The following is a 17,838-nucleotide window of genomic DNA, read 5'->3' on the forward strand; positions in this document are numbered from 1 at the left end:
TTAATAATAATTTAATTTCTTGATAATGGATTACCATTCGAAAAGGGTATTATGGGCAGCTCAACAGTAAATGTACTACCCTCATTTAATTTACTTTTAAAGTGTATTTCTCCATCCAGTAGGGCAACATATTTTTTAACAATGTTAAGCCCTAAGCCTGTTCCCTGAATGTAGGAAGCATTATCTGCCCTATAAAAGCGTTGGAAGATATGGGGTAAATCCTCTTCAGGAATTCCAATCCCCTGATCTTGTACTTTAATAATCAATTTTTCAGAATTCACTACAGAACTGAATTGGATTACCCCATCCTCTTTTGAATACTTTATGGCATTTGATAATACATTGAGTACAATATTTCTAAGTATTTTTTTGTCCGTTTCTATTTTGCGAATTCCATTGTGCTTATATTCCAAAAATTGTGAGATTTGTTTTTGAAGACTCATTTCATTTTTGATGTCAAGCAAGTACGATTCTATGTCTATTAATGAATAGCTTGTTTCTACTTTTCCTTCTTCAAGTTTACTTAATGAAAGAAAATCGTTTAAAATTTCGGTTAAATTATTAACCGATTTATTAATTCGAAGAATATGTAAGTCCTTTACTTTCTCATAGTCTTTTCCCTTATGATTCTTGAGCAAGTAAGCTGAAGTAAGGATAGTACTGAGCGGTGTGCGAAATTCATGTGAAGCAGTTGAGACAAATCTTGATTTCAATTTGCCTAATTCCTTTTCACGTTCAAGATTTTTAATTAAAGTAAGCTCATTGCGTTTAGTGGTATTAATATTGGTAATAACGATTAAAATTTTATCAATGGAATTATTATTCTCTGGCAGCGGAACAGCTTTAACATTATAAAAATTATTCTTAATCAATACTTCAAAAGTGATCGTTTCGCCCTTAAAACTTTTTTTAAGCTCTGATTCAACGGCAATTTTTTCGGAAGTATGAAGATTGTCAAATACTTTCCCTTCCAAAAAAATTGCTTTATCAAGTCGTTCCTCGTATAGCCTGGTTCCATCTACCAGCAAATAATTCATGTCTTTGTTCATAATGCCAATAATACCGTTTGGAAAGTGGCGTGCCATAGCTTCATATAACCGCTGGCTATCCACTAAATTTTTCTCTGCTATTTCTCTAGCTATTATTTCCTTTTGAAGTTCCGTATTTGAATCTTCCATTATTTTGTAAGCTTCAGAAAGTTTTTTGGTTCTATCTTGTACTCTAGCTTCCAGCTCTTCATTTAGGCGATTGATTTTTTGAAGATTCTGCTTACGTTCAGTTATATCTGTTATAAAAGCTATTACGTACAACTTATTATTCTCTCTAAAATGTCCTAAGCTAATTTCTGCCATAAATTCTGTTCCATCTTTCCGTTTACCAAAAAGCTCCAGTCCTTCACCCATTGCCCTATTATGTGGGAAATTGCTGAAATTATTTCTATGCTTGATATGTGATTTTGAAAAACGATCTGGTATCAATTGTTCAATTTTCCTACCCTTCAACTCCATTTCATTGTAACCAAATAATTCTAGTGCATGGGGATTTACCATTCTTATATCACCTTTTATATCGGTAACAATTATACCTTCAGTTGCATTTTCAAATATTGCATTTAAATGCTTTTTGGCTTTCCGTTCATTTTTTAAGGTATGCCTATACCATACACTAAAACAAATAATCATCCAGACTGTAATACCTGCTAATATTCTGTTATTCGTCAAAATTGTTTTTCCATTAAAATCAGATAGTAGATATCCAGCAATAATGAATATGGTGGTTAATACGCCTATGAAAACAGCATATTTTTTACTTCCCGATAATAATAATATAAATGGTAGTACAATTAAATAGGCAATTGTGATAAGATTATAACCAGGCCTTAGCTCATAAAAAAACATGCCGAATAGCAGAATTACAGGGGCTAAAAGTACTACGGAGTTACGGTATGATTGATTTAAATTTCCCCTCATGTCAAATGTGAAAAACTATCCTAATTTACGACTTTTTCTATACTCTAAACAAAAGTATTTTTTACTTATGGAATATGTTATGACAATTGTTTTGGTTCTAAATGATATTTGTCATCATGAAAGGCAAAATTATAAGAGTACAATAACAAAAATCATCTTTTAAATATTTCTTTAGTAGTACATTGAAATAAACCTTTAAGTGGTCAAAGCAGGTATTGAAATGGCGAGAATCAACGATAACGGCATGGTAGTATTGAAAGAAAGATACTTATTTAGGCATGAAGAAACGGGGATAAGCGAAAGCCCTGAAGAAATGTTCAGACGTGTAGCCAATTCAGTAGCTTTAGCAGAATTAAACTTTGGAGATGAAAACCAAAATTTGGCTTGGGCAGAAAAGTTTTTCAAAATAATGGACGAGCTTCTTTTTTTACCCAATTCCCCTACCCTAATGAATGCTGGCACACCTAATCAACAATTAAGTGCCTGTTTTGTACTGCCGGTTGAAGACAATACGGAGGCAATTTTTTCATGTCTAAAAACAGCTGCTTTAATTCAAAAAAGTGGAGGGGGTACAGGCTTTGATTTTTCAAAAATCCGACCAAAAGGAGATAATGTTGCCAATGGCGGTAAAGCGGCAGGGCCTGTGGCATTTATGAAGATATTTGATGTAATGACTGAAAACATTCGGCAATCGGGCAAAAGAAGGGGTGCCAATATGGGCGTATTGCATATTAATCATCCCGATGTCGAAGAATTTGTCAATAGCAAAAGTACGGGAAAGAATTTGCAAAACTTTAACATTTCAGTAGGGGTTACAGATGCTTTTATGCATGCGATAAAACATGATTCTTCATGGGATTTGATTCATCCAAATACTGGAAAGAAAGTAAAGGAACTATCCGCAAGAAGCTTATGGCAGTCCATTATTAGAAATGCCAAAAATAATGGTGATCCTGGTTTGTTATTCTTGGATGAAATCAACAGATGGAATCCTACACCCAAAATTGGTATAATTAGTTGCACTAATCCTTGTGGAGAAGTGCCTTTGCTTCCATATGAAGCCTGTAATCTAGGTTCTATCAATTTAGCGAAAATGGTTGCTTCGCCTTATAAAAAAACTGTTAAAATAAAGTGGGACTTACTGGAAAATACAGTGAATACAGCTATTAGATTTTTAGATAATGTTATAGATGTCAATACCTATATTATTCCTGAAGTTGAGCAAATTACAAAAGGAAATCGAAAAATAGGATTAGGCGTAATGGGCTGGGCAGATATGCTAATTGAATTGGGAATTCCATATGCTAGTGATGAGGCAGTAGCATTGGCTGAAAAACTTATGAGGTTTATTAAAGATCGAGCCTGGCAGACATCTCAAAATTTGGCTAAAACCAGAGGAGTTTTTCCAAACTGGGAAAAAAGCACACATTTTCCGGATTTTCCCTTACGCAATGCCACTTGTACCGCCATAGCGCCAACAGGATCAATATCAATTATAGCTGGGGTTTCTTCTTCTATTGAACCCTTGTTTGCACTTGCTTATGAACAAAGAAATGTCCTTGATAAAAGGAGTCTTAAACATATTAATTTTTCCCTGATAGAATACTTAAAGGCAAATAGCATTTATACAGAAGAAATATTGAATTGCATTAATGCCAGAGGAAATCTGAAAGAATCCAATGGACTGCCAAAAGAAACAAAAGAACTTTTTAGAACAGCTTTAGAAATCAATTTTTCAGACCACCTCAAACACCAACTTGCCTTCCAGATGTACACCGATAATGCCATTTCAAAAACCATCAATCTTTCTTCATCTGCAAGCAAATATGATATTGATAAGGCATTTAAAATGGCGTGGTCGGGTAAAGCCAAAGGAATTACATTATATAGAGATGGCTCTAAAAGCAAACAGGTACTTAATAGTGGTATAGGTTTCCCTTCTACAGAGCGCACAAATTGTAAAGTTTGTACAGTTTAAATAAAATAACAAATGTGCTTATTAAAGACGATAGATGTCATGGAAATTGTTACTGATTTATGATAGATTGCTAAAGTAAATTAAATAATACGGCAATGAATACAGCAAAAACAATTTTAGGAATTGTGGCAGGAATTACCACAGGTGCAGTTATAGGTGTTTTGTTCGCTCCTGAAAAGGGAAGGGATACTCGAAGAAAAATGATCAAAAGAAGTACAGACTTGAGTGATGCCATAGACAAAAGGATTGAATCCAAATTTGAAGAATATGAGCGTAAATTAGATGAAATGGTGAAAGACTTAACCGGAAGAATCTCTCCGCTTACAAATACAAAAGATGAACACCGCAAAAAGGAGCATGTCAATTGATATTTAAAAGTATTCTTTCAGAAAAAGAGATTTTTGTATTCTAGAGTCAAAGTAATGTCGTTAAGTTTAGCGTTAAATACACCTTATCCATCAACTACTGCATAAGGGAATTTGTCTATACTTAACGACATTCAATTTAAGAGCAAAAGAGTTGTAAATAGTTTATTTTTCCTTCTTACGAAAATATCTCCTAAGAAAAATACTGTGCTTCAAAGCCTCCATATTTTGATTGAATCCATCGGATCCCATGCGGATATTTTCCATACTTTTATTAAGGTCATGCATGAAAACAGTATCCATAAGCAATGTGCCAATTGCGCCTTCACCTTTCTGTATCTTACTGGAAACCACTTTTAAATCTCCTGTTATATAGGCCAAGCTATCGGAGATTTCTTCAATGTTGACAATAGTTTGTTCAAGTTTATTGCTGAGTGTACTTTCAGTCAATAAGGCACCCAAAGTGCCTTTCCCCTCACTAATACCTTTCACTATATTGGATAAATCCCCAGTAATAATGGCCGTCTTTTGACTGGTCAACTTAATTTCTACAATGGCTTCTCTTATATTTTCGGAAATCACTGTATCCGCCAAAATACTCCACAGACTGTTTTCGCTATTTAATTTCTCAGAAATTTCCTTTAAATTCTTAACTATTAATGCCACATCCTCATTGGTGCGGTTGAGTGTATGCATCATTTGATCAGTAGCGACCGGCTCTATGGTTCTTAATAAATCCCCTTCTTCAATCATGTCGGCCTGTTGATTTACCAGATTTATATTTACCAACTTATTACCCATTAGCCCGTCAGTTCCAATACTTGCTATGGCATTTTTTTTAATATATTTCTGTGCGTTCTTCTGGATAACCATTACAACTCTGATGCTGGAATCACTGAAAATCTTAACGCTTTCTACAGTACCAATATTGATACCCGAAAAATGAACATTATTCCCCGTCATCAATCCATTCACGTCTTTAAAATCAGCTATAACCCTGATTTTTGAACCAAAAAGATTTTGATTGCTTCCAATGGTGTATAAAGCAGTGATCAGGAGAATTGTTCCTATAAACACAAGGATTCCCAATCGTATGTTTTTTGATTTTTGATTTTTCATAGTAGTCTCATTCAAAAAAGGATTTCACCTTAGAATCTTTTGATTTTTTAAGCTGGTTATATGTTCCATCATCATAGCACATGCCGTCAATCAACATGAATATTCTATTAGCCACTATCTTAATACCATAAATATCGTGTGAAATAATGATGGATGAGGTATTATACTTTTCCTGAATATCCAACATCAAATGACTAATCTCTTTGCCTGTAATAGGGTCAAGACCAGTTGTAGGTTCATCGTAAAGTATTATATCTGGCTTTAGAATCAAGGTTCTTGCTAAGGCAATCCGCTTTTTCATGCCTCCCGATAGTTCAGAGGGCATCATTTCTTCCGTTTCAGGTAAGCCAACATTAGTCAGTGCTTCATTCACTAGTTCATCTACTTCCTCCTTACTTTTTTCAATTCCATGTCTTCTCAATGGAAATTCTAAATTTTCCCGCACAGTCATAGAATCATAAAGTGCATTGCTCTGAAATAGAAAGCCCGTCTTCTTACGAATATCATAAAGTTCATTACTTTCCAAATTGGTTACTTCCTGTCCAAGCACTTTAATGCTTCCTGAATCTGGCTTTATTAAGCCAATAATACATTTAATTAATACTGATTTCCCAGAACCTGATTTACCCAATACAGTTAAGTTCTCACCCTTATTCAAAGTTAAATCTAGATTTCGTAGCACATGATTATCCCCAAAAGATACATTCAGTCCATCTATTGAAATCATCTTTTTTAGTGTATTATCAAGCTTAATATGGTTTTTCATTTTTTCCATAGATGACTTAAGTCAAGCCTAAAACATCAGTAATTTGAACAGCTAGTAAATCAAGGATGAAGACCAGAAAAGATGAAATCACTACAGCAGAATTAGCTGATTGTCCTACACCTTCTGTGCCCTTTTTTGAAGTAAATCCTTTGTAACAACCTATAATACCAATGGCAAAGCCAAAGAAAAATGTTTTGATAACCGCAGGAATCACATCACTATAACGCAGGGTTTGAAATACTTGAGCCCAATACAAATCCCAACTCACCACACCTTGAATATTAGCTCCCAAATAAGCACCGTATAGGGAAATTGCGTTGGCAAATATGGCTAAAAGGGGCACCATTAAAGTAGTGGCCATTACCCTTGTTACCACCAAATATTTATAAGGATTGGTACCGGAAACTTCCATAGCATCTATTTGCTCGGTAACTTTCATAGAACCAAGTTCTGCCCCTATGCCTGAGCCAATTTTGCCAGCACAGATAAGTGCTGTAATGACTGGAGCAATTTCTCTCACTATAGAAACTGCAGTCATTTTAGGAAGCCATGCCTCGGCACCAAAATCAACTAGTGTTGGTCTAGATTGGATAGTGATTACCAGACCCATAATAAATGCTGTAACTCCAATTAGTAGGAGGGACATATAGCCTATATAGAAACACTGTCTTAAAAATTCATTGAATTCAAAACGAGGCTTAAATAACTCTTGGAAAAATCGACCGCTAAAACGAGCTATTTCTCCAGCTTCGTTCAGCATTTTTTCGATATTTGTAGGTATCTTCATCCGGTTTTTCTTCTTTCTTTCAAATCGTTGAAAGATATTTTTCTACTATCATTAAAGGAAGTTAGTATATATTTCATCTCGGATGTATGACGAAAATCACTGCTTTTTTTGATATTTATCTCAACCTATTCACATTTAAGAAGAAATGGTAACCGAATGATTACAAAAAATGGGAAAAGGTTATAAAAAAATAGGACTGTCTCATATTTAGTTAGAAACAGTCCTATTTTTTTTGGTTCAAAAAGCTATGCAATTTTAATTTCCTTTTTAGGAAGTGCTTTTTCCACCTCTTTTTTTGGAACTTTGATTTTCAAAATACCATCCACATAAGTGGCTTCTGATTTATCAAATTTCACACTTTTAGGAAGGGCGAAAGATCTACTAAACGAACTGCTGCTAAACTCTTTTCTGGTAAAGCGCTCTGATTCTTCAATCTTTTCATCTTCTTTCTCAGCACTAATGGTCATAATATCGTTTTCAATGGTCACGTGGAAATCCTTTTTATTGTATCCCGGTGCTGCCAGTTCGATATTATATTCTTTACCATTTTCCTTGATGTTCACTGAAGGAATATTTCTGTCAATGCCTAAGTTTAACCATCCTGGCCCAAATGCACGATCATTGTCAAAAAAATCTGACAATAAAGTAGGGAAAAAGTCCCCATTCTTTTTTTCACTAAGTAAATTCATGGCTTTTATATTTAAGAGTTTGTAATAATTAACTACTGTAAATTTAAAGTTAAGTAGAGTGTAGAAAAATGACCTTTATGGCTGATTCAAAAGATTTTTATCATTTTGTAAATATTGATTTCATGTCTGGTAGATTGTATCATAAGATTTATTGACAAGCCCCAATGCAGATACCAATTAAGCATTATGTATCCCTTCCCAATAATCTCTTACAAATGCCAATTTTTGACTTTTTGTTATCTTATCTGAATTGCGCAAAGTAATCCTCTTCTGCTCAAAGTGCTTACTTTCATTTAAATGATTATTCAAAAGGTCTTTAGCTTTACCTTGTCCAAATATCAAAATGTCATCATAACTTAACAGCTTATTTTCCAGTGTTTTGATGTATGATTTTAATTCATTCTGAGAGATACTGTGGTTAGTTTTTTCATTATTGGATGCAAATAAAGGCATTGAACCAAACCTGGTATTATTACTTCCTTCACCTTCTTCTCTTTTGATTTTTTTGTAAGGAGAAATTACCTCATCTATAAAGGTGTAATTACCATCCGACCTCCCAATAAATTGTGCTTTAGAGAGATTCAGAAATACTGCGATTTTCTTTGAATCAGACATAACCTTAAATTTTAGATAAATTATGAAGTACTGAAAAAAATTATTGGGCTACCCAGCCGCCATCCACTGCCAGTGCTTGACCTGTTACAAAAGAAGATGCATCAGAACAAAGCCATATGACTGCTTCTGCAACTTCCTCAGGTTTCCCTAACCGGCCTACAGGTTCCATATCCATAAACTGTTTTTCTATTTTCTTATCCTTGCCGGTAAATCGGTCTATCATAGGCGTTTTAATAATACCTGGACAAACCACATTTACTCTGATACCTAATTTGGCATAATCCGAGGCGGCATTCTTTGTCAATCCAACAACTGCATGTTTGGACGCAACATAGGCAGGGGTTCCTGCAAAACCTACAAGCCCTGCAACAGAAGCATTATTGACAATGGCGCCTTTTCCTTGCTTGAGCATATGCGGAATTTGATGTTTCATGCACAGCCAAACTCCGTCAATATTTACATTCATAACATTAGTCCAATTATTATTGGTGCATTCATGCGCTGGGGCGGCTAATCCTTCAATTCCGGCATTATTGAAAGCAAAATCAATCCTTCCAAATTTTTCTATTGTTTGCTCTACCATATTGATAACATCGGATTCTTTAGACACATCACATTTTACAAATATTGCAGTGCCCCCTAATTTTTTGATGGTATTGAGAGTTTCCGAGTCTTCTACCACATCTGCAATGGTCACTTTTGCACCATGTTTGGCAAATAGGATAGCAGTGGCTCTTCCTATACCAAAAGATCCACCAGTAACTATGGCTACTTTATCTTTAAATTGATTTTCCATGATAATACTTGTTAAAAGAAATCTTTGAAATTAATCTAAATGTAGTATGCTAGAAAAAGAAAAGGAATGACTGGTGTAGCCATCATGTTGGATTTTTGTCATTAATTATTTGGGACTGAAATCTTTGTCTTAATACAAGCGCCAAGCCCAATTGTCAAACAAACTATGAACTTGAATTTTTTCTGGCTCTTTCCAGTCTTATTGGCGGTTTCTATATTGAGGATTCTTAAATTTATAATTGATTACTCAAGATATTTTAAAGAATTAAATTCAGTTGCTCACTGAAAAACTTGTAGCTTTGCTTAGTGCAAATTCGCATATATTTTTATCCAATATTTAATCTATATTACAAAATTGGCAAAAGTTAAATCAGCATATTTCTGTCAGGAATGCGGACATGAATCACCTAAATGGGCTGGAAAATGTCCTTCTTGCGGGCAGTGGAATACTTTCGTGGAGGAGGTAGTGACAAAAGAAAAATCTTCCAGTGGTTATCAATCATCTAGTAAAAGAGCCAATAAACCCGTTGCTATTCAAGAGGTAGAAAGCACGAGTGAAGCAAGAATTAAAGTAGCCGATCGTGAACTTAGCCGAGTTTTAGGAGGGGGAATTGTACCTGGTTCATTGGTTTTAATTGGCGGAGAGCCCGGTATAGGGAAATCTACTTTAATGCTTCAGATTGCCCTTCAACTTTCTAATCTTAAAGTGCTATATGTAAGCGGTGAAGAAAGTGCTCAGCAAATTAAAATGCGAGCAGACAGAATGGAGCATGATTCCAAAAATTGCTTTATCCTCACCGAAACCCATACTGCTGATATTTTCAGGGAAGTAGAAGCTTTAGGTCCAGATTTATTGGTGATTGATTCCATCCAAACTTTACATTCCCCAAAAATTGAATCTGCAGCAGGAAGTGTGGGCCAGGTGAAAGAATGTACAGCGGAACTGATGCGCTTTGCCAAAGAAAATAAAATCCCAGTATTTCTAATTGGGCACATCACAAAAGATGGAGCAATTGCAGGACCTAAAGTTTTGGAGCATATGGTGGATGCAGTTTTACAATTTGAAGGGGATCGTCATCTTACTTACCGCATTTTAAGGACTACCAAAAACAGATTTGGCTCTACTAATGAATTGGGCATTTACGAAATGATGCAAAACGGATTGCGTCAAGTTAGCAATCCCTCCGAAATATTAATATCACAAAAAGATAAAGACAGTAGTGGAACCGCAATTGGGGCTACCTTAGAAGGCAACCGTCCTCTTTTAATTGAAATCCAAGCCTTGGTGAGCCCTGCCACTTATGGTACTCCTCAGCGATCTGCCACGGGCTATGACAACAAAAGATTGAACATGTTGTTGGCAGTTTTGGAAAAAAGAGGGGGATTTCGATTAGGCATCCAAGACGTATTTCTAAATATTGCAGGAGGAGTTCGTGTGGAAGACCCTGCTATAGATTTGGCTGTATGTGTGGCCATTATTTCTTCCTTGGAGGAAATTCCATTATCATCAAAAACTTGCGTTGCTGCTGAGGTAGGTTTGAGTGGAGAAATCCGTGCAGTAAACCGAATTGAAAACCGAATAGCAGAAGCAGAAAAATTAGGCTTTACGGAAATATTGGTTTCCAAATTTAGTATGAAAGGAGTCGATACTTCTCGCTATAATATTGAAATTAAGACCTTTAGTCAGCTAGGAGAGGTAGTAAGCTATTTGTTCGGTTGATAATTAGAATATTATATTAGGTTTCATTTAACAGATAGATTTACTTCTTAAGGTATAAAATATATTTTCGATTTAATCTATTCTTACATCAAGTATTAAATGATATACTTTAACCATTTTTCCAACTGAATTAATTTTCACATATTTGAGTTTTTTCTTTCAAATTGAATTTTTATGCAAGAGTTTTTTCAAGAATTAGGGTTTTCAAGTAACATATTTGCCTTTGTAATTCTTCCATTACTAATTTTTTTAGCACGTGTGGCTGATGTTTCCATAGGTACTATGCGTGTAATCTTAGTGATGCAAGGTAAAAAAGGTCTTGCTCCGCTCTTGGGTTTTTTCGAATCCTTAATATGGTTATTAGCTATCGGTCAAATTTTTAAGCACATTGATAATCCGGTGAGTTACATATCTTATGCTACAGGCTATGCTTTTGGAACTTACATAGGCATAATTGTAGAAGAAAAAATGGCAATTGGAAGAGTAGTAGTAAGAGTAATTACTGCCTTACCTGCAAATAATTTAATTGATTATCTAGAACAGAAAAACCATCGGTATTCTAATATCGATGCCACAGGTAATGACGGAAAGGTGAATATCATTTTCACAGTTGTGAAAAGAAACGTTTTGAAAGAATTGATTCCTAAAATTCAAGAATACAATCCAAAAGCATTTTTCACTATTGAGGGCGTGAAAAAAGTTAGTGATGAAGATGCATCATATAAAGAAAATAAAGGCATCCTTATTGGTAAAATGTTGGATATTCGGAGTAAGTAAAATGGATGTTTAATTCTTTTATAAACAAATTTTATGATTGCTTTTTGCATACTCTAATCCATTATGCTAATTTGTATAAAATTACGTTTGTAATTTTAATTTTTTACTACCAGATTTAAAGTAGAATAAAAAATTGTTGTTAAATATGGCATCATTTTAGCTTATTCACATATTTAAAAAGAATCATAAATCCTCATGAAGGAAATTGCTATAAAATATTTCTTAATAATATTTATACTGGGGTTTAGTTTGAACCTTGCCCAAGCTCAGAATGAATCGCTGTTTGCTGACGTCCGATCTGCACTTAAGGCAGGTAGTTCAAAAGAATTATCTCAACACTTCCATGATAATATAGAGTTAAATATTAAAGGGGAATCAGGTAATTACAGTAACGTACATGCTGAAATATATTTAAAGGAATTTTTTAAAAAACACGAGCCTATCAGCTTTGAATATGCTCATCAAGGCAGTTCTAATGAAGGTTTGAAATATGCAATCGGAAATTATGTTCATTCCGAAGGTACTTATCTAGTTCTTATAAGGGCTAAAAAAATTAACGGTAAAGAAAAGATATATATAATTGATTTCTCCGAAGAGTAATTAACTGTAATCATCCCGTCTTCCAACCAAAATAGTTCACCATTCCTGCTAAAATTTTTCTTGCCTCCTCACTGAAACATCCTGTTGTAATCAATCTAAAAAACAAAGGAAACAGCTATTATTATAAAATAAATTAAGTTTTAAGGTATGGCACAATTTTAGCTGACTCACTTTTTTAAATTGAATTATTAATCCTAATGAAGGGAATTGGAATAAAATTTTTCTATCTCCTATTATTTTCAAGCTTTAGCAATGGGGATCTATATGGCCAAAACGAGTCCCTTTTTGCAGATGTTCGCTCAGCACTAAAAGCTGGTAGCTCAAAGGAATTGTCCCAATATTTCCATGATAATATCGGACTCAATATCAAAGATGAATCGGGAAATTATAGTAAAGTCCATGCCGAAATCTATCTAAAAGAGTTCTTTAAAAAACATGAACCTATTAGCTTTGAATATGCCATCCAACAAAGCACTAAAGAAGATTTGAAATATGCCATCGGAAATTATGTTCATTCCCAAGGCACTTATTCTTGTTCTCATAAGAGTTAAGAAAATTGATGGCGAAGAAAAGATATATATGATTGATTTCTCCTTGGAGTAAAAAACCTTATCTTTTCCAACTCAAATTTTCTTCTGGCATAACAAACCATAAAATAATATATACTAATATTCCTGGAAAAGCTGCGCTTAATATCGAAATTAAGACATAAAGTAAACGTACTTTTCCTGCATCCCAACCAAAATATTTAGCTATCCCACCACATACTCCTGCAAAAACTCTTTCTCTTGTTCTTTCTAATTTCTTTTCCATTTTTCTATTTTTATTATTTTCTAGTTCAATATAAATGCCAAACTTAAAAATCAGGCTTAATTCTCATATTTAACACTATTACCTTTTTTTACTGTTCATTTATGAACACTTGTTTTTACCATATTGAACACTGTTCAAAATCATTATATTTGTGGCTTTAATATTAAAACAATTCGATGCATAATATTGTAAAGTCTTTAATTTACTCTTTTTTACGCACATTAATGAATGTGAGTATGGCTTTTAGTTATCGTAATATCATAGTTACAGGTTATGATAAAATCAAAAATTCTATGCCCGCTCTATTTGTCAGCAACCATCAAAACACATTTATGGATGGTCTAGTTTTGGTAAAAGTTGGGCATAATATAAGACCCAATATTCTGGTACGTGCTGATATATTCAAATCAAAATGGGCATCCATTGCACTTGACATCATTCGTTTAATCCCAATATACAGGAAAAAAGATAATATGGGCAGTGTGGCTCAAAACAATGAAATATTTAAAAAATGTATCGATCTATTTAAGAAAGGTGAGCCATTATTGATTTTTCCGGAAGGGAATCATGCGATAAAAAGATTTTTAAGACCGATTCAAAAAGGCCCCGCCCGAATTGCTTTTCAAGCAGAGGAAGGAAATAATTTTCAGTTAGGGCTAAATGTAGTGCCTTTTGGTTTGCATTATGAAAGACATCCGAAAAGATGGCATGATCTACATGTGCACTTTGGAGATGCCTTTAAAGTAAGCGATTTTCAAAAAGTTTATGAGGAAAATCCCACCAAAGCCAATAAGCAGTTTAATGATAAAATCAGGAAAGATATATCAGCCGAAATGGTGGATATTCAATGGCATGCAGAATATGAATTTATGGAGCACGTGAGAACATTGTTAAAACCGTACGCCATGAAATGGGCTGAGAACAAGAAATCCATTGTCCATGCAGAAAATGAAGTAGTAAATAGAATTGCATATCATCTTCAGGAAAATGAAGATTTAACATCCTCACTGAAAGAGAATACAAATAATTATTTTCGAGAAGTAAATAAAAACAAGCTGTCGGAGGATTTTAAAGCTAAAAAACCAACAATAGTTGAGTTTCTATTTAAAGCAATTGGCATTTTAATAGGTTTGCCTTTTTGGATAATAGCTAAAGTGATCAATTTCATACCTGAATTTATTATTGAAAAAAAAGTAATAGCAGGAGTCAAAGACATTACCTGGCATATTTCATTAAGAACTGGGATTTCTATGTTTCTGTATCCTATATACTATTTATTGATTTTTATAGTATTAGGCTTTAGTATAGGTTGGATTATAGCGGGTATCACAGTTTTCACATTCCCATTAATTTCCGTTGTAATGTACGAAACAGAATATCATTATAAGAAATTGAGAAATGCATTTATTCTTTTCAAAAAGCCTGAAATAATAAAGCAAGAACAAGAATTAGTGAAGGAGTTTAAAGGCTTATTTGTGTGAAAAACAAATAGAAAAAAATGATATCTTAGCTAAAAATGATATGAATTAAATAAAAAGTCTCACTTTGGATTTCACTAAGAATTCTATGAAATGTACTGCTAAAGCTGATTATTTTCAACCCCATAGAAACACCCCATTGACCAGCTAACGTCTTTTTCTTTGTGATCTTGTGATGAAATAAAAGCAGCCCTCGGCTGTTTCTATTAAATTTTAGCCCCCTACAAAAGGAGCCAGAAAAAATCCAGCAATTACCAGTACAATCACAGCAATGATATTTAATAAAATCCCTGCTCTAACCATTTGCTTGATGCTTATATAGCCACTGGAAAAGACAATAGCATTGGGCGGAGTGCTAATGGGCATCATAAAAGCACAACTTGTAGCCATGGCGACCGGTATGGCTAACAGTAATGGATCAACATCCAATCCTTTTGCAATGCTTAAAACCATAGGAATTGCTATTGTGGTAAGCGCAACATTACTCATCACCTCAGTTAAGAATAGAGCTAATGCAGTTAAAATTAATAACAATAACCATAATGGAATATTCTGATACTGACTGATCGCTTCTCCTATCATATCTACAAATCCAGCGGTTTCCATTGCTTTGGCAAGTGTCATTCCTCCTCCAAATAATATTAAAATACCCCAAGGAAGATTTTTCATATCTTCCCAGTTCATCAACATTTTACCTGACTTATTGAGCGGGATTAAAAATGTAGCCAATCCACCAGACATAGCTGTAACCGTATCATTTAAGATTTCAATTCCTAAGAGTGAATTGATTTGAGATTTGAAAATCCAACATAAAGCGGTAATACTGAATATTACTGCTACCCATTTTTCTTCTTTACTCCATTTGCCAAGTTGCTTTAACTCTTGACTAATAAATAATTCAGCTTTCTCAATTTTAGTGATACCATGACGGAAAAGCACTTTTGTCAACATTTGATAAATAATGATTAGCATAACCGCCACTGTTGGAATGCCAATAATTAACCAGCTTACAAAGCTGATCTCTTTACCTAAAATACTTTTAACTAATCCTACTAAAACTACATTTGGAGGTGTCCCAATGATAGTAGCCATACCCCCAACATTTGCGGAATATGCAATCCCTAAAAACAAAGCTGCTTTAAAGCGATTGAATCCTGAAAATGTATTTTCATGTGCCTCCAATAATTTAACCACCGATAGTGCAATGGGCAACATCATAACCGCTGTGGCTGTATTGCTTATCCACATACTGAGTACGGCAGTAGCCAACATAAAGCCCAGAATTATGCCATTGGCATTTGTTCCAGTCAAGCGAATTAAGTTTAAGGCAATTCTTCTGTGAAGCTGATGTTTTTCCATGGCCAAAGCCAACATAAACCCGCCCATAAATAGGAAGATGATAGGACTAGCATAAGGAGCTGTGGCAGCGGTAAGATTAAACACCCCTGTACTAGGAAATAAAACCATAGGTAAAAGAGCCGTAGCAAAAATCGGGATAGCTTCAAATACCCACCAAACAATCATCCAAAGTGCAATGGAAAATACATCCCAACCTATTTCAGGAAACCAAAATTGGGGATTCGCGATTTGGATTATTAGGAAAAGTAATGGCCCTAATACCAAAGCCGAATATTTCAAAATGGTTTTTTGATGCATAATTACAGTTTATTTTCCAAAGGCTTATTCTTCTCAAAATATCTACACATATGCGTGATTTTGCACTCCTCACATTTTGGCCTTCTTGCCACGCAAACATACCTTCCATGTAAAATCAACCAATGATGGGCCACATGCACATATTCTGAAGGAATGTGTTTAATTAAGGTTTTTTCTACTTCAAGTGGGGTTTTAGCATTATTGTTGACCAAACCTAACCTTTTGGACACCCTAAAAACATGAGTATCAACTGCCATGGCTGGTTGATTATAAACAACAGAAGCAATAACATTAGCCGTTTTTCTACCAACACCAGGCATTTTTTGTAAATCTTCTACTGATTCGGGAACCTCGGAATTAAAATCTTCCACCAACATTTTAGCCATGCCTAGCAAATGCTTGGTTTTGTTGTTCATAAAAGAAATACTTTTGATATAAGGTAAAACCTCATCGAAGTGTGAATTAGCTAAATGCTCTGGAGTGGGAAAAGCTTCAAAGAGCGCAGGAGTGACCATGTTTACTCTTTTATCCGTGCATTGGGCAGATAAAATAACAGCCACAAGCAGTTGATACGGATTTTCATAATGTAATTCCGTTTCTGCTTGTGGCTGATTTTCTGAAAAATATTCTAAAAATGCTTCGTAGCGTTCTTTTCTTGTCATTTGCTAATCCTTTACAGGATGCAAATTAACAGCTTTTGAATATTCTAAAATAGTATTGATGGTTTTTTCTGAAGGAGCCATCATTCCTTCATCCATTTGCTCTCTCAGCCATAATAGTTCATGGTATTGCTCCAAGAGCTCCATGTCCTCACTTAAGGCCAGTTCGATTTGCCGATTTTCCTCCGGCTCTGTTTCTTCATAAACATATCGGATTAAATCGTCATGAGTAAAAATTTTGGTCATAGGCTATATTATATTGTTGCATCTTTTTCCTCAAATTAATGAGGGCATAGCGCATTCGTCCTAATGCAGTATTGATGCTCACGCCCGTTTGATCTGAAATCTCCTTAAAACTCATGTCCATATAGTGGCGCATGATCAGCACTTGTTTTTGTGCGTCAGGCAATTCCTGAATCAATTTACGAAGCGATTTATGCACATCTCTCTTCATTTGTGCGTCCTCAAATGTGCCTTCTGCAAATTCGAGGGTTTCGAATACACTATTTCCATCATCCATAACGATGGTAGGGTACCTTTTATTTTTCCTGAACTTATCAATTGCTAAATTATGTGCAATTCTTAAGATCCAAGGCAAAAATTTACCTTCCTCATTATAACGACCGGATTTTAAAGTTCGTATAGCCTTAATGAAAACTTCTTGCATTAAATCTTCAGCTACATACTGATCTTTAACAATCATGTAGATAGTTGTGAAAATTCTAGACTTGTGGCGGTTTACTAATTCTTCAAACGCTACTTCATTACCATTGATATACTGTCCGACTAACTGGCTGTCATCTAGCATTGTTTTTTGATTATTCATCTTAAAACACCTTGTTTAGTTTGGTAAAAGTTTATTCTATAGCGTCAATATTTAGAGGTATAACATTCATTTATTAGATCGAAAGTATTCAAATGATTTTAAAACACAAAAATATTTTTCGATTTATTTTATAATGACAGCAGAAATGTAAAAAAGGTTGGAGAGCACATAATAATAATTTTTAAATTACGTTATTCTGCATTTTTTTATAGAAGAAAATAGCTC

19 protein-coding genes are annotated in these 17,838 nt (G+C 34.4%); 7 read left to right on the top strand and 12 right to left on the bottom strand.

The window, feature by feature from the left end; translation table 11 throughout:
- Positions 1-11: 11 nt before the first annotated feature.
- Positions 12-1,970 (bottom strand): sensor histidine kinase, encoded by a 1,959-nt coding sequence (locus QYS49_RS02155; protein ID WP_308349989.1) that lies wholly within the window; start codon positions 1,968-1,970, stop codon positions 12-14.
- A 220-nt stretch (positions 1,971-2,190) separates the two neighbouring features.
- On the opposite strand from QYS49_RS02155, the gene QYS49_RS02160 reads away from it, so the two are divergent.
- Together QYS49_RS02160 and QYS49_RS02165 are read left to right on the top strand one after the other, a co-directional pair.
- Entirely contained in the window at positions 2,191-3,948 is a 1,758-nt protein-coding gene (locus QYS49_RS02160) for an adenosylcobalamin-dependent ribonucleoside-diphosphate reductase (RefSeq protein WP_308349990.1), read from the top strand.
- Positions 3,949-4,043: 95 nt separating this feature from the next.
- Positions 4,044-4,316: a YtxH domain-containing protein gene (locus QYS49_RS02165; protein ID WP_308349991.1), complete on the top strand. Its 273-nt coding sequence runs from the start codon at positions 4,044-4,046 to the stop codon at positions 4,314-4,316.
- A gap of 162 nt (positions 4,317-4,478) precedes the next feature.
- On the opposite strand, the gene QYS49_RS02170 is transcribed toward QYS49_RS02165, so the two are convergent.
- From QYS49_RS02170 to QYS49_RS02195, 6 genes are all read right to left on the bottom strand, one after another.
- Positions 4,479-5,432 (bottom strand): MlaD family protein, encoded by a 954-nt coding sequence (locus tag QYS49_RS02170; RefSeq protein WP_308349992.1) that lies wholly within the window; start codon positions 5,430-5,432, stop codon positions 4,479-4,481.
- A 7-nt stretch (positions 5,433-5,439) separates the two neighbouring features.
- Positions 5,440-6,198: an ABC transporter ATP-binding protein gene (locus QYS49_RS02175; RefSeq protein WP_308349993.1), complete on the bottom strand. Its 759-nt coding sequence runs from the start codon at positions 6,196-6,198 to the stop codon at positions 5,440-5,442.
- 16 nt (positions 6,199-6,214) lie between these two features.
- Positions 6,215-6,985: an MlaE family ABC transporter permease gene (locus QYS49_RS02180; RefSeq protein ID WP_308349994.1), complete on the bottom strand. Its 771-nt coding sequence runs from the start codon at positions 6,983-6,985 to the stop codon at positions 6,215-6,217.
- Positions 6,986-7,230: 245 nt separating this feature from the next.
- A complete protein-coding gene (locus QYS49_RS02185) occupies positions 7,231-7,674 on the bottom strand; it encodes an Hsp20/alpha crystallin family protein (RefSeq protein ID WP_308349995.1) in 444 nt (147 codons plus the stop codon).
- Positions 7,675-7,851: 177 nt separating this feature from the next.
- Positions 7,852-8,289: a hypothetical protein gene (locus QYS49_RS02190; RefSeq protein WP_308349996.1), complete on the bottom strand. Its 438-nt coding sequence runs from the start codon at positions 8,287-8,289 to the stop codon at positions 7,852-7,854.
- Positions 8,290-8,329: 40 nt separating this feature from the next.
- Positions 8,330-9,085, bottom strand: a complete 756-nt coding sequence (locus tag QYS49_RS02195; RefSeq protein WP_308349997.1) for an SDR family oxidoreductase — start codon at positions 9,083-9,085, stop codon at positions 8,330-8,332.
- A 354-nt stretch (positions 9,086-9,439) separates the two neighbouring features.
- Between QYS49_RS02195 and radA the strand changes: the two genes are divergently transcribed.
- The 4 genes from radA to QYS49_RS02215 all read left to right on the top strand — a co-directional run bounded on the left by radA (position 9,440) and on the right by QYS49_RS02215 (position 12,732).
- Positions 9,440-10,804, top strand: a complete 1,365-nt coding sequence (gene radA, locus QYS49_RS02200; protein WP_308349998.1) for a DNA repair protein RadA — start codon at positions 9,440-9,442, stop codon at positions 10,802-10,804.
- 174 nt (positions 10,805-10,978) lie between these two features.
- Complete coding sequence (locus QYS49_RS02205; RefSeq protein WP_308349999.1) at positions 10,979-11,581, top strand: DUF2179 domain-containing protein; 603 nt, start codon at positions 10,979-10,981, stop codon at positions 11,579-11,581.
- Between the two features lie 195 nt (positions 11,582-11,776).
- Positions 11,777-12,181, top strand: a complete 405-nt coding sequence (locus QYS49_RS02210; protein WP_308350000.1) for a DUF4783 domain-containing protein — start codon at positions 11,777-11,779, stop codon at positions 12,179-12,181.
- Between the two features lie 197 nt (positions 12,182-12,378).
- A complete protein-coding gene (locus QYS49_RS02215; protein WP_308350001.1) occupies positions 12,379-12,732 on the top strand; it encodes a DUF4783 domain-containing protein in 354 nt (117 codons plus the stop codon).
- Between the two features lie 58 nt (positions 12,733-12,790).
- Here QYS49_RS02215 and QYS49_RS02220 read toward each other — a convergent pair whose 3' ends face one another.
- Positions 12,791-12,994, bottom strand: a complete 204-nt coding sequence (locus QYS49_RS02220; RefSeq protein ID WP_308350002.1) for a PspC domain-containing protein — start codon at positions 12,992-12,994, stop codon at positions 12,791-12,793.
- Between the two features lie 176 nt (positions 12,995-13,170).
- Here QYS49_RS02220 and QYS49_RS02225 point away from each other — a divergent pair, with 176 nt between their 5' ends.
- Complete coding sequence (locus QYS49_RS02225; RefSeq protein WP_308350003.1) at positions 13,171-14,475, top strand: 1-acyl-sn-glycerol-3-phosphate acyltransferase; 1,305 nt, start codon at positions 13,171-13,173, stop codon at positions 14,473-14,475.
- Positions 14,476-14,685: 210 nt separating this feature from the next.
- On the opposite strand, the gene QYS49_RS02230 is transcribed toward QYS49_RS02225, so the two are convergent.
- The 4 genes from QYS49_RS02230 to QYS49_RS02245 are packed head-to-tail and all read right to left on the bottom strand — an operon-like array spanning position 14,686 to position 17,613.
- Complete coding sequence (locus QYS49_RS02230; RefSeq protein ID WP_308350004.1) at positions 14,686-16,128, bottom strand: SLC13 family permease; 1,443 nt, start codon at positions 16,126-16,128, stop codon at positions 14,686-14,688.
- 2 nt (positions 16,129-16,130) lie between these two features.
- Positions 16,131-16,790: an endonuclease III gene (gene nth, locus QYS49_RS02235; RefSeq protein ID WP_308350005.1), complete on the bottom strand. Its 660-nt coding sequence runs from the start codon at positions 16,788-16,790 to the stop codon at positions 16,131-16,133.
- A gap of 3 nt (positions 16,791-16,793) precedes the next feature.
- Positions 16,794-17,033, bottom strand: a complete 240-nt coding sequence (locus tag QYS49_RS02240) for an anti-sigma factor (protein WP_308350006.1) — start codon at positions 17,031-17,033, stop codon at positions 16,794-16,796.
- The gene (locus QYS49_RS02245) at positions 17,011-17,613 is read right to left on the bottom strand and encodes an RNA polymerase sigma factor (RefSeq protein ID WP_308350007.1); all 603 of its coding nucleotides are present in this window, start codon (positions 17,611-17,613) and stop codon (positions 17,011-17,013) included. The genes QYS49_RS02240 and QYS49_RS02245 overlap by 23 nt, the downstream gene beginning before the upstream one ends.
- Between the last annotated feature and the right edge of the window lie 225 nt (positions 17,614-17,838).

Source organism: Marivirga salinae (assembly GCF_030503855.1).
In the GTDB taxonomy this organism is placed as follows: domain Bacteria; phylum Bacteroidota; class Bacteroidia; order Cytophagales; family Cyclobacteriaceae; genus Marivirga; species Marivirga salinarum.

Coding starts and splice junctions, on each gene's coding strand:
- QYS49_RS02180 (WP_308349994.1), bottom strand. CDS start 6,985: ATGAAGATACCTACAAATATCGAAAAAATGCTGAACGAAGCTGGAGAA.
- QYS49_RS02165 (WP_308349991.1), top strand. CDS start 4,044: ATGAATACAGCAAAAACAATTTTAGGAATTGTGGCAGGAATTACCACA.
- QYS49_RS02195 (WP_308349997.1), bottom strand. CDS start 9,085: ATGGAAAATCAATTTAAAGATAAAGTAGCCATAGTTACTGGTGGATCT.
- nth (WP_308350005.1), bottom strand. CDS start 16,790: ATGACAAGAAAAGAACGCTACGAAGCATTTTTAGAATATTTTTCAGAA.
- QYS49_RS02215 (WP_308350001.1), top strand. CDS start 12,379: ATGAAGGGAATTGGAATAAAATTTTTCTATCTCCTATTATTTTCAAGC.
- QYS49_RS02205 (WP_308349999.1), top strand. CDS start 10,979: ATGCAAGAGTTTTTTCAAGAATTAGGGTTTTCAAGTAACATATTTGCC.
- QYS49_RS02155 (WP_308349989.1), bottom strand. CDS start 1,970: ATGAGGGGAAATTTAAATCAATCATACCGTAACTCCGTAGTACTTTTA.
- QYS49_RS02245 (WP_308350007.1), bottom strand. CDS start 17,613: ATGAATAATCAAAAAACAATGCTAGATGACAGCCAGTTAGTCGGACAG.
- QYS49_RS02190 (WP_308349996.1), bottom strand. CDS start 8,289: ATGTCTGATTCAAAGAAAATCGCAGTATTTCTGAATCTCTCTAAAGCA.
- QYS49_RS02210 (WP_308350000.1), top strand. CDS start 11,777: ATGAAGGAAATTGCTATAAAATATTTCTTAATAATATTTATACTGGGG.
- QYS49_RS02170 (WP_308349992.1), bottom strand. CDS start 5,432: ATGAAAAATCAAAAATCAAAAAACATACGATTGGGAATCCTTGTGTTT.
- QYS49_RS02230 (WP_308350004.1), bottom strand. CDS start 16,128: ATGCATCAAAAAACCATTTTGAAATATTCGGCTTTGGTATTAGGGCCA.
- QYS49_RS02175 (WP_308349993.1), bottom strand. CDS start 6,198: ATGAAAAACCATATTAAGCTTGATAATACACTAAAAAAGATGATTTCA.
- QYS49_RS02240 (WP_308350006.1), bottom strand. CDS start 17,033: ATGACCAAAATTTTTACTCATGACGATTTAATCCGATATGTTTATGAA.
- QYS49_RS02225 (WP_308350003.1), top strand. CDS start 13,171: ATGCATAATATTGTAAAGTCTTTAATTTACTCTTTTTTACGCACATTA.
- QYS49_RS02185 (WP_308349995.1), bottom strand. CDS start 7,674: ATGAATTTACTTAGTGAAAAAAAGAATGGGGACTTTTTCCCTACTTTA.
- QYS49_RS02220 (WP_308350002.1), bottom strand. CDS start 12,994: ATGGAAAAGAAATTAGAAAGAACAAGAGAAAGAGTTTTTGCAGGAGTA.
- QYS49_RS02160 (WP_308349990.1), top strand. CDS start 2,191: ATGGCGAGAATCAACGATAACGGCATGGTAGTATTGAAAGAAAGATAC.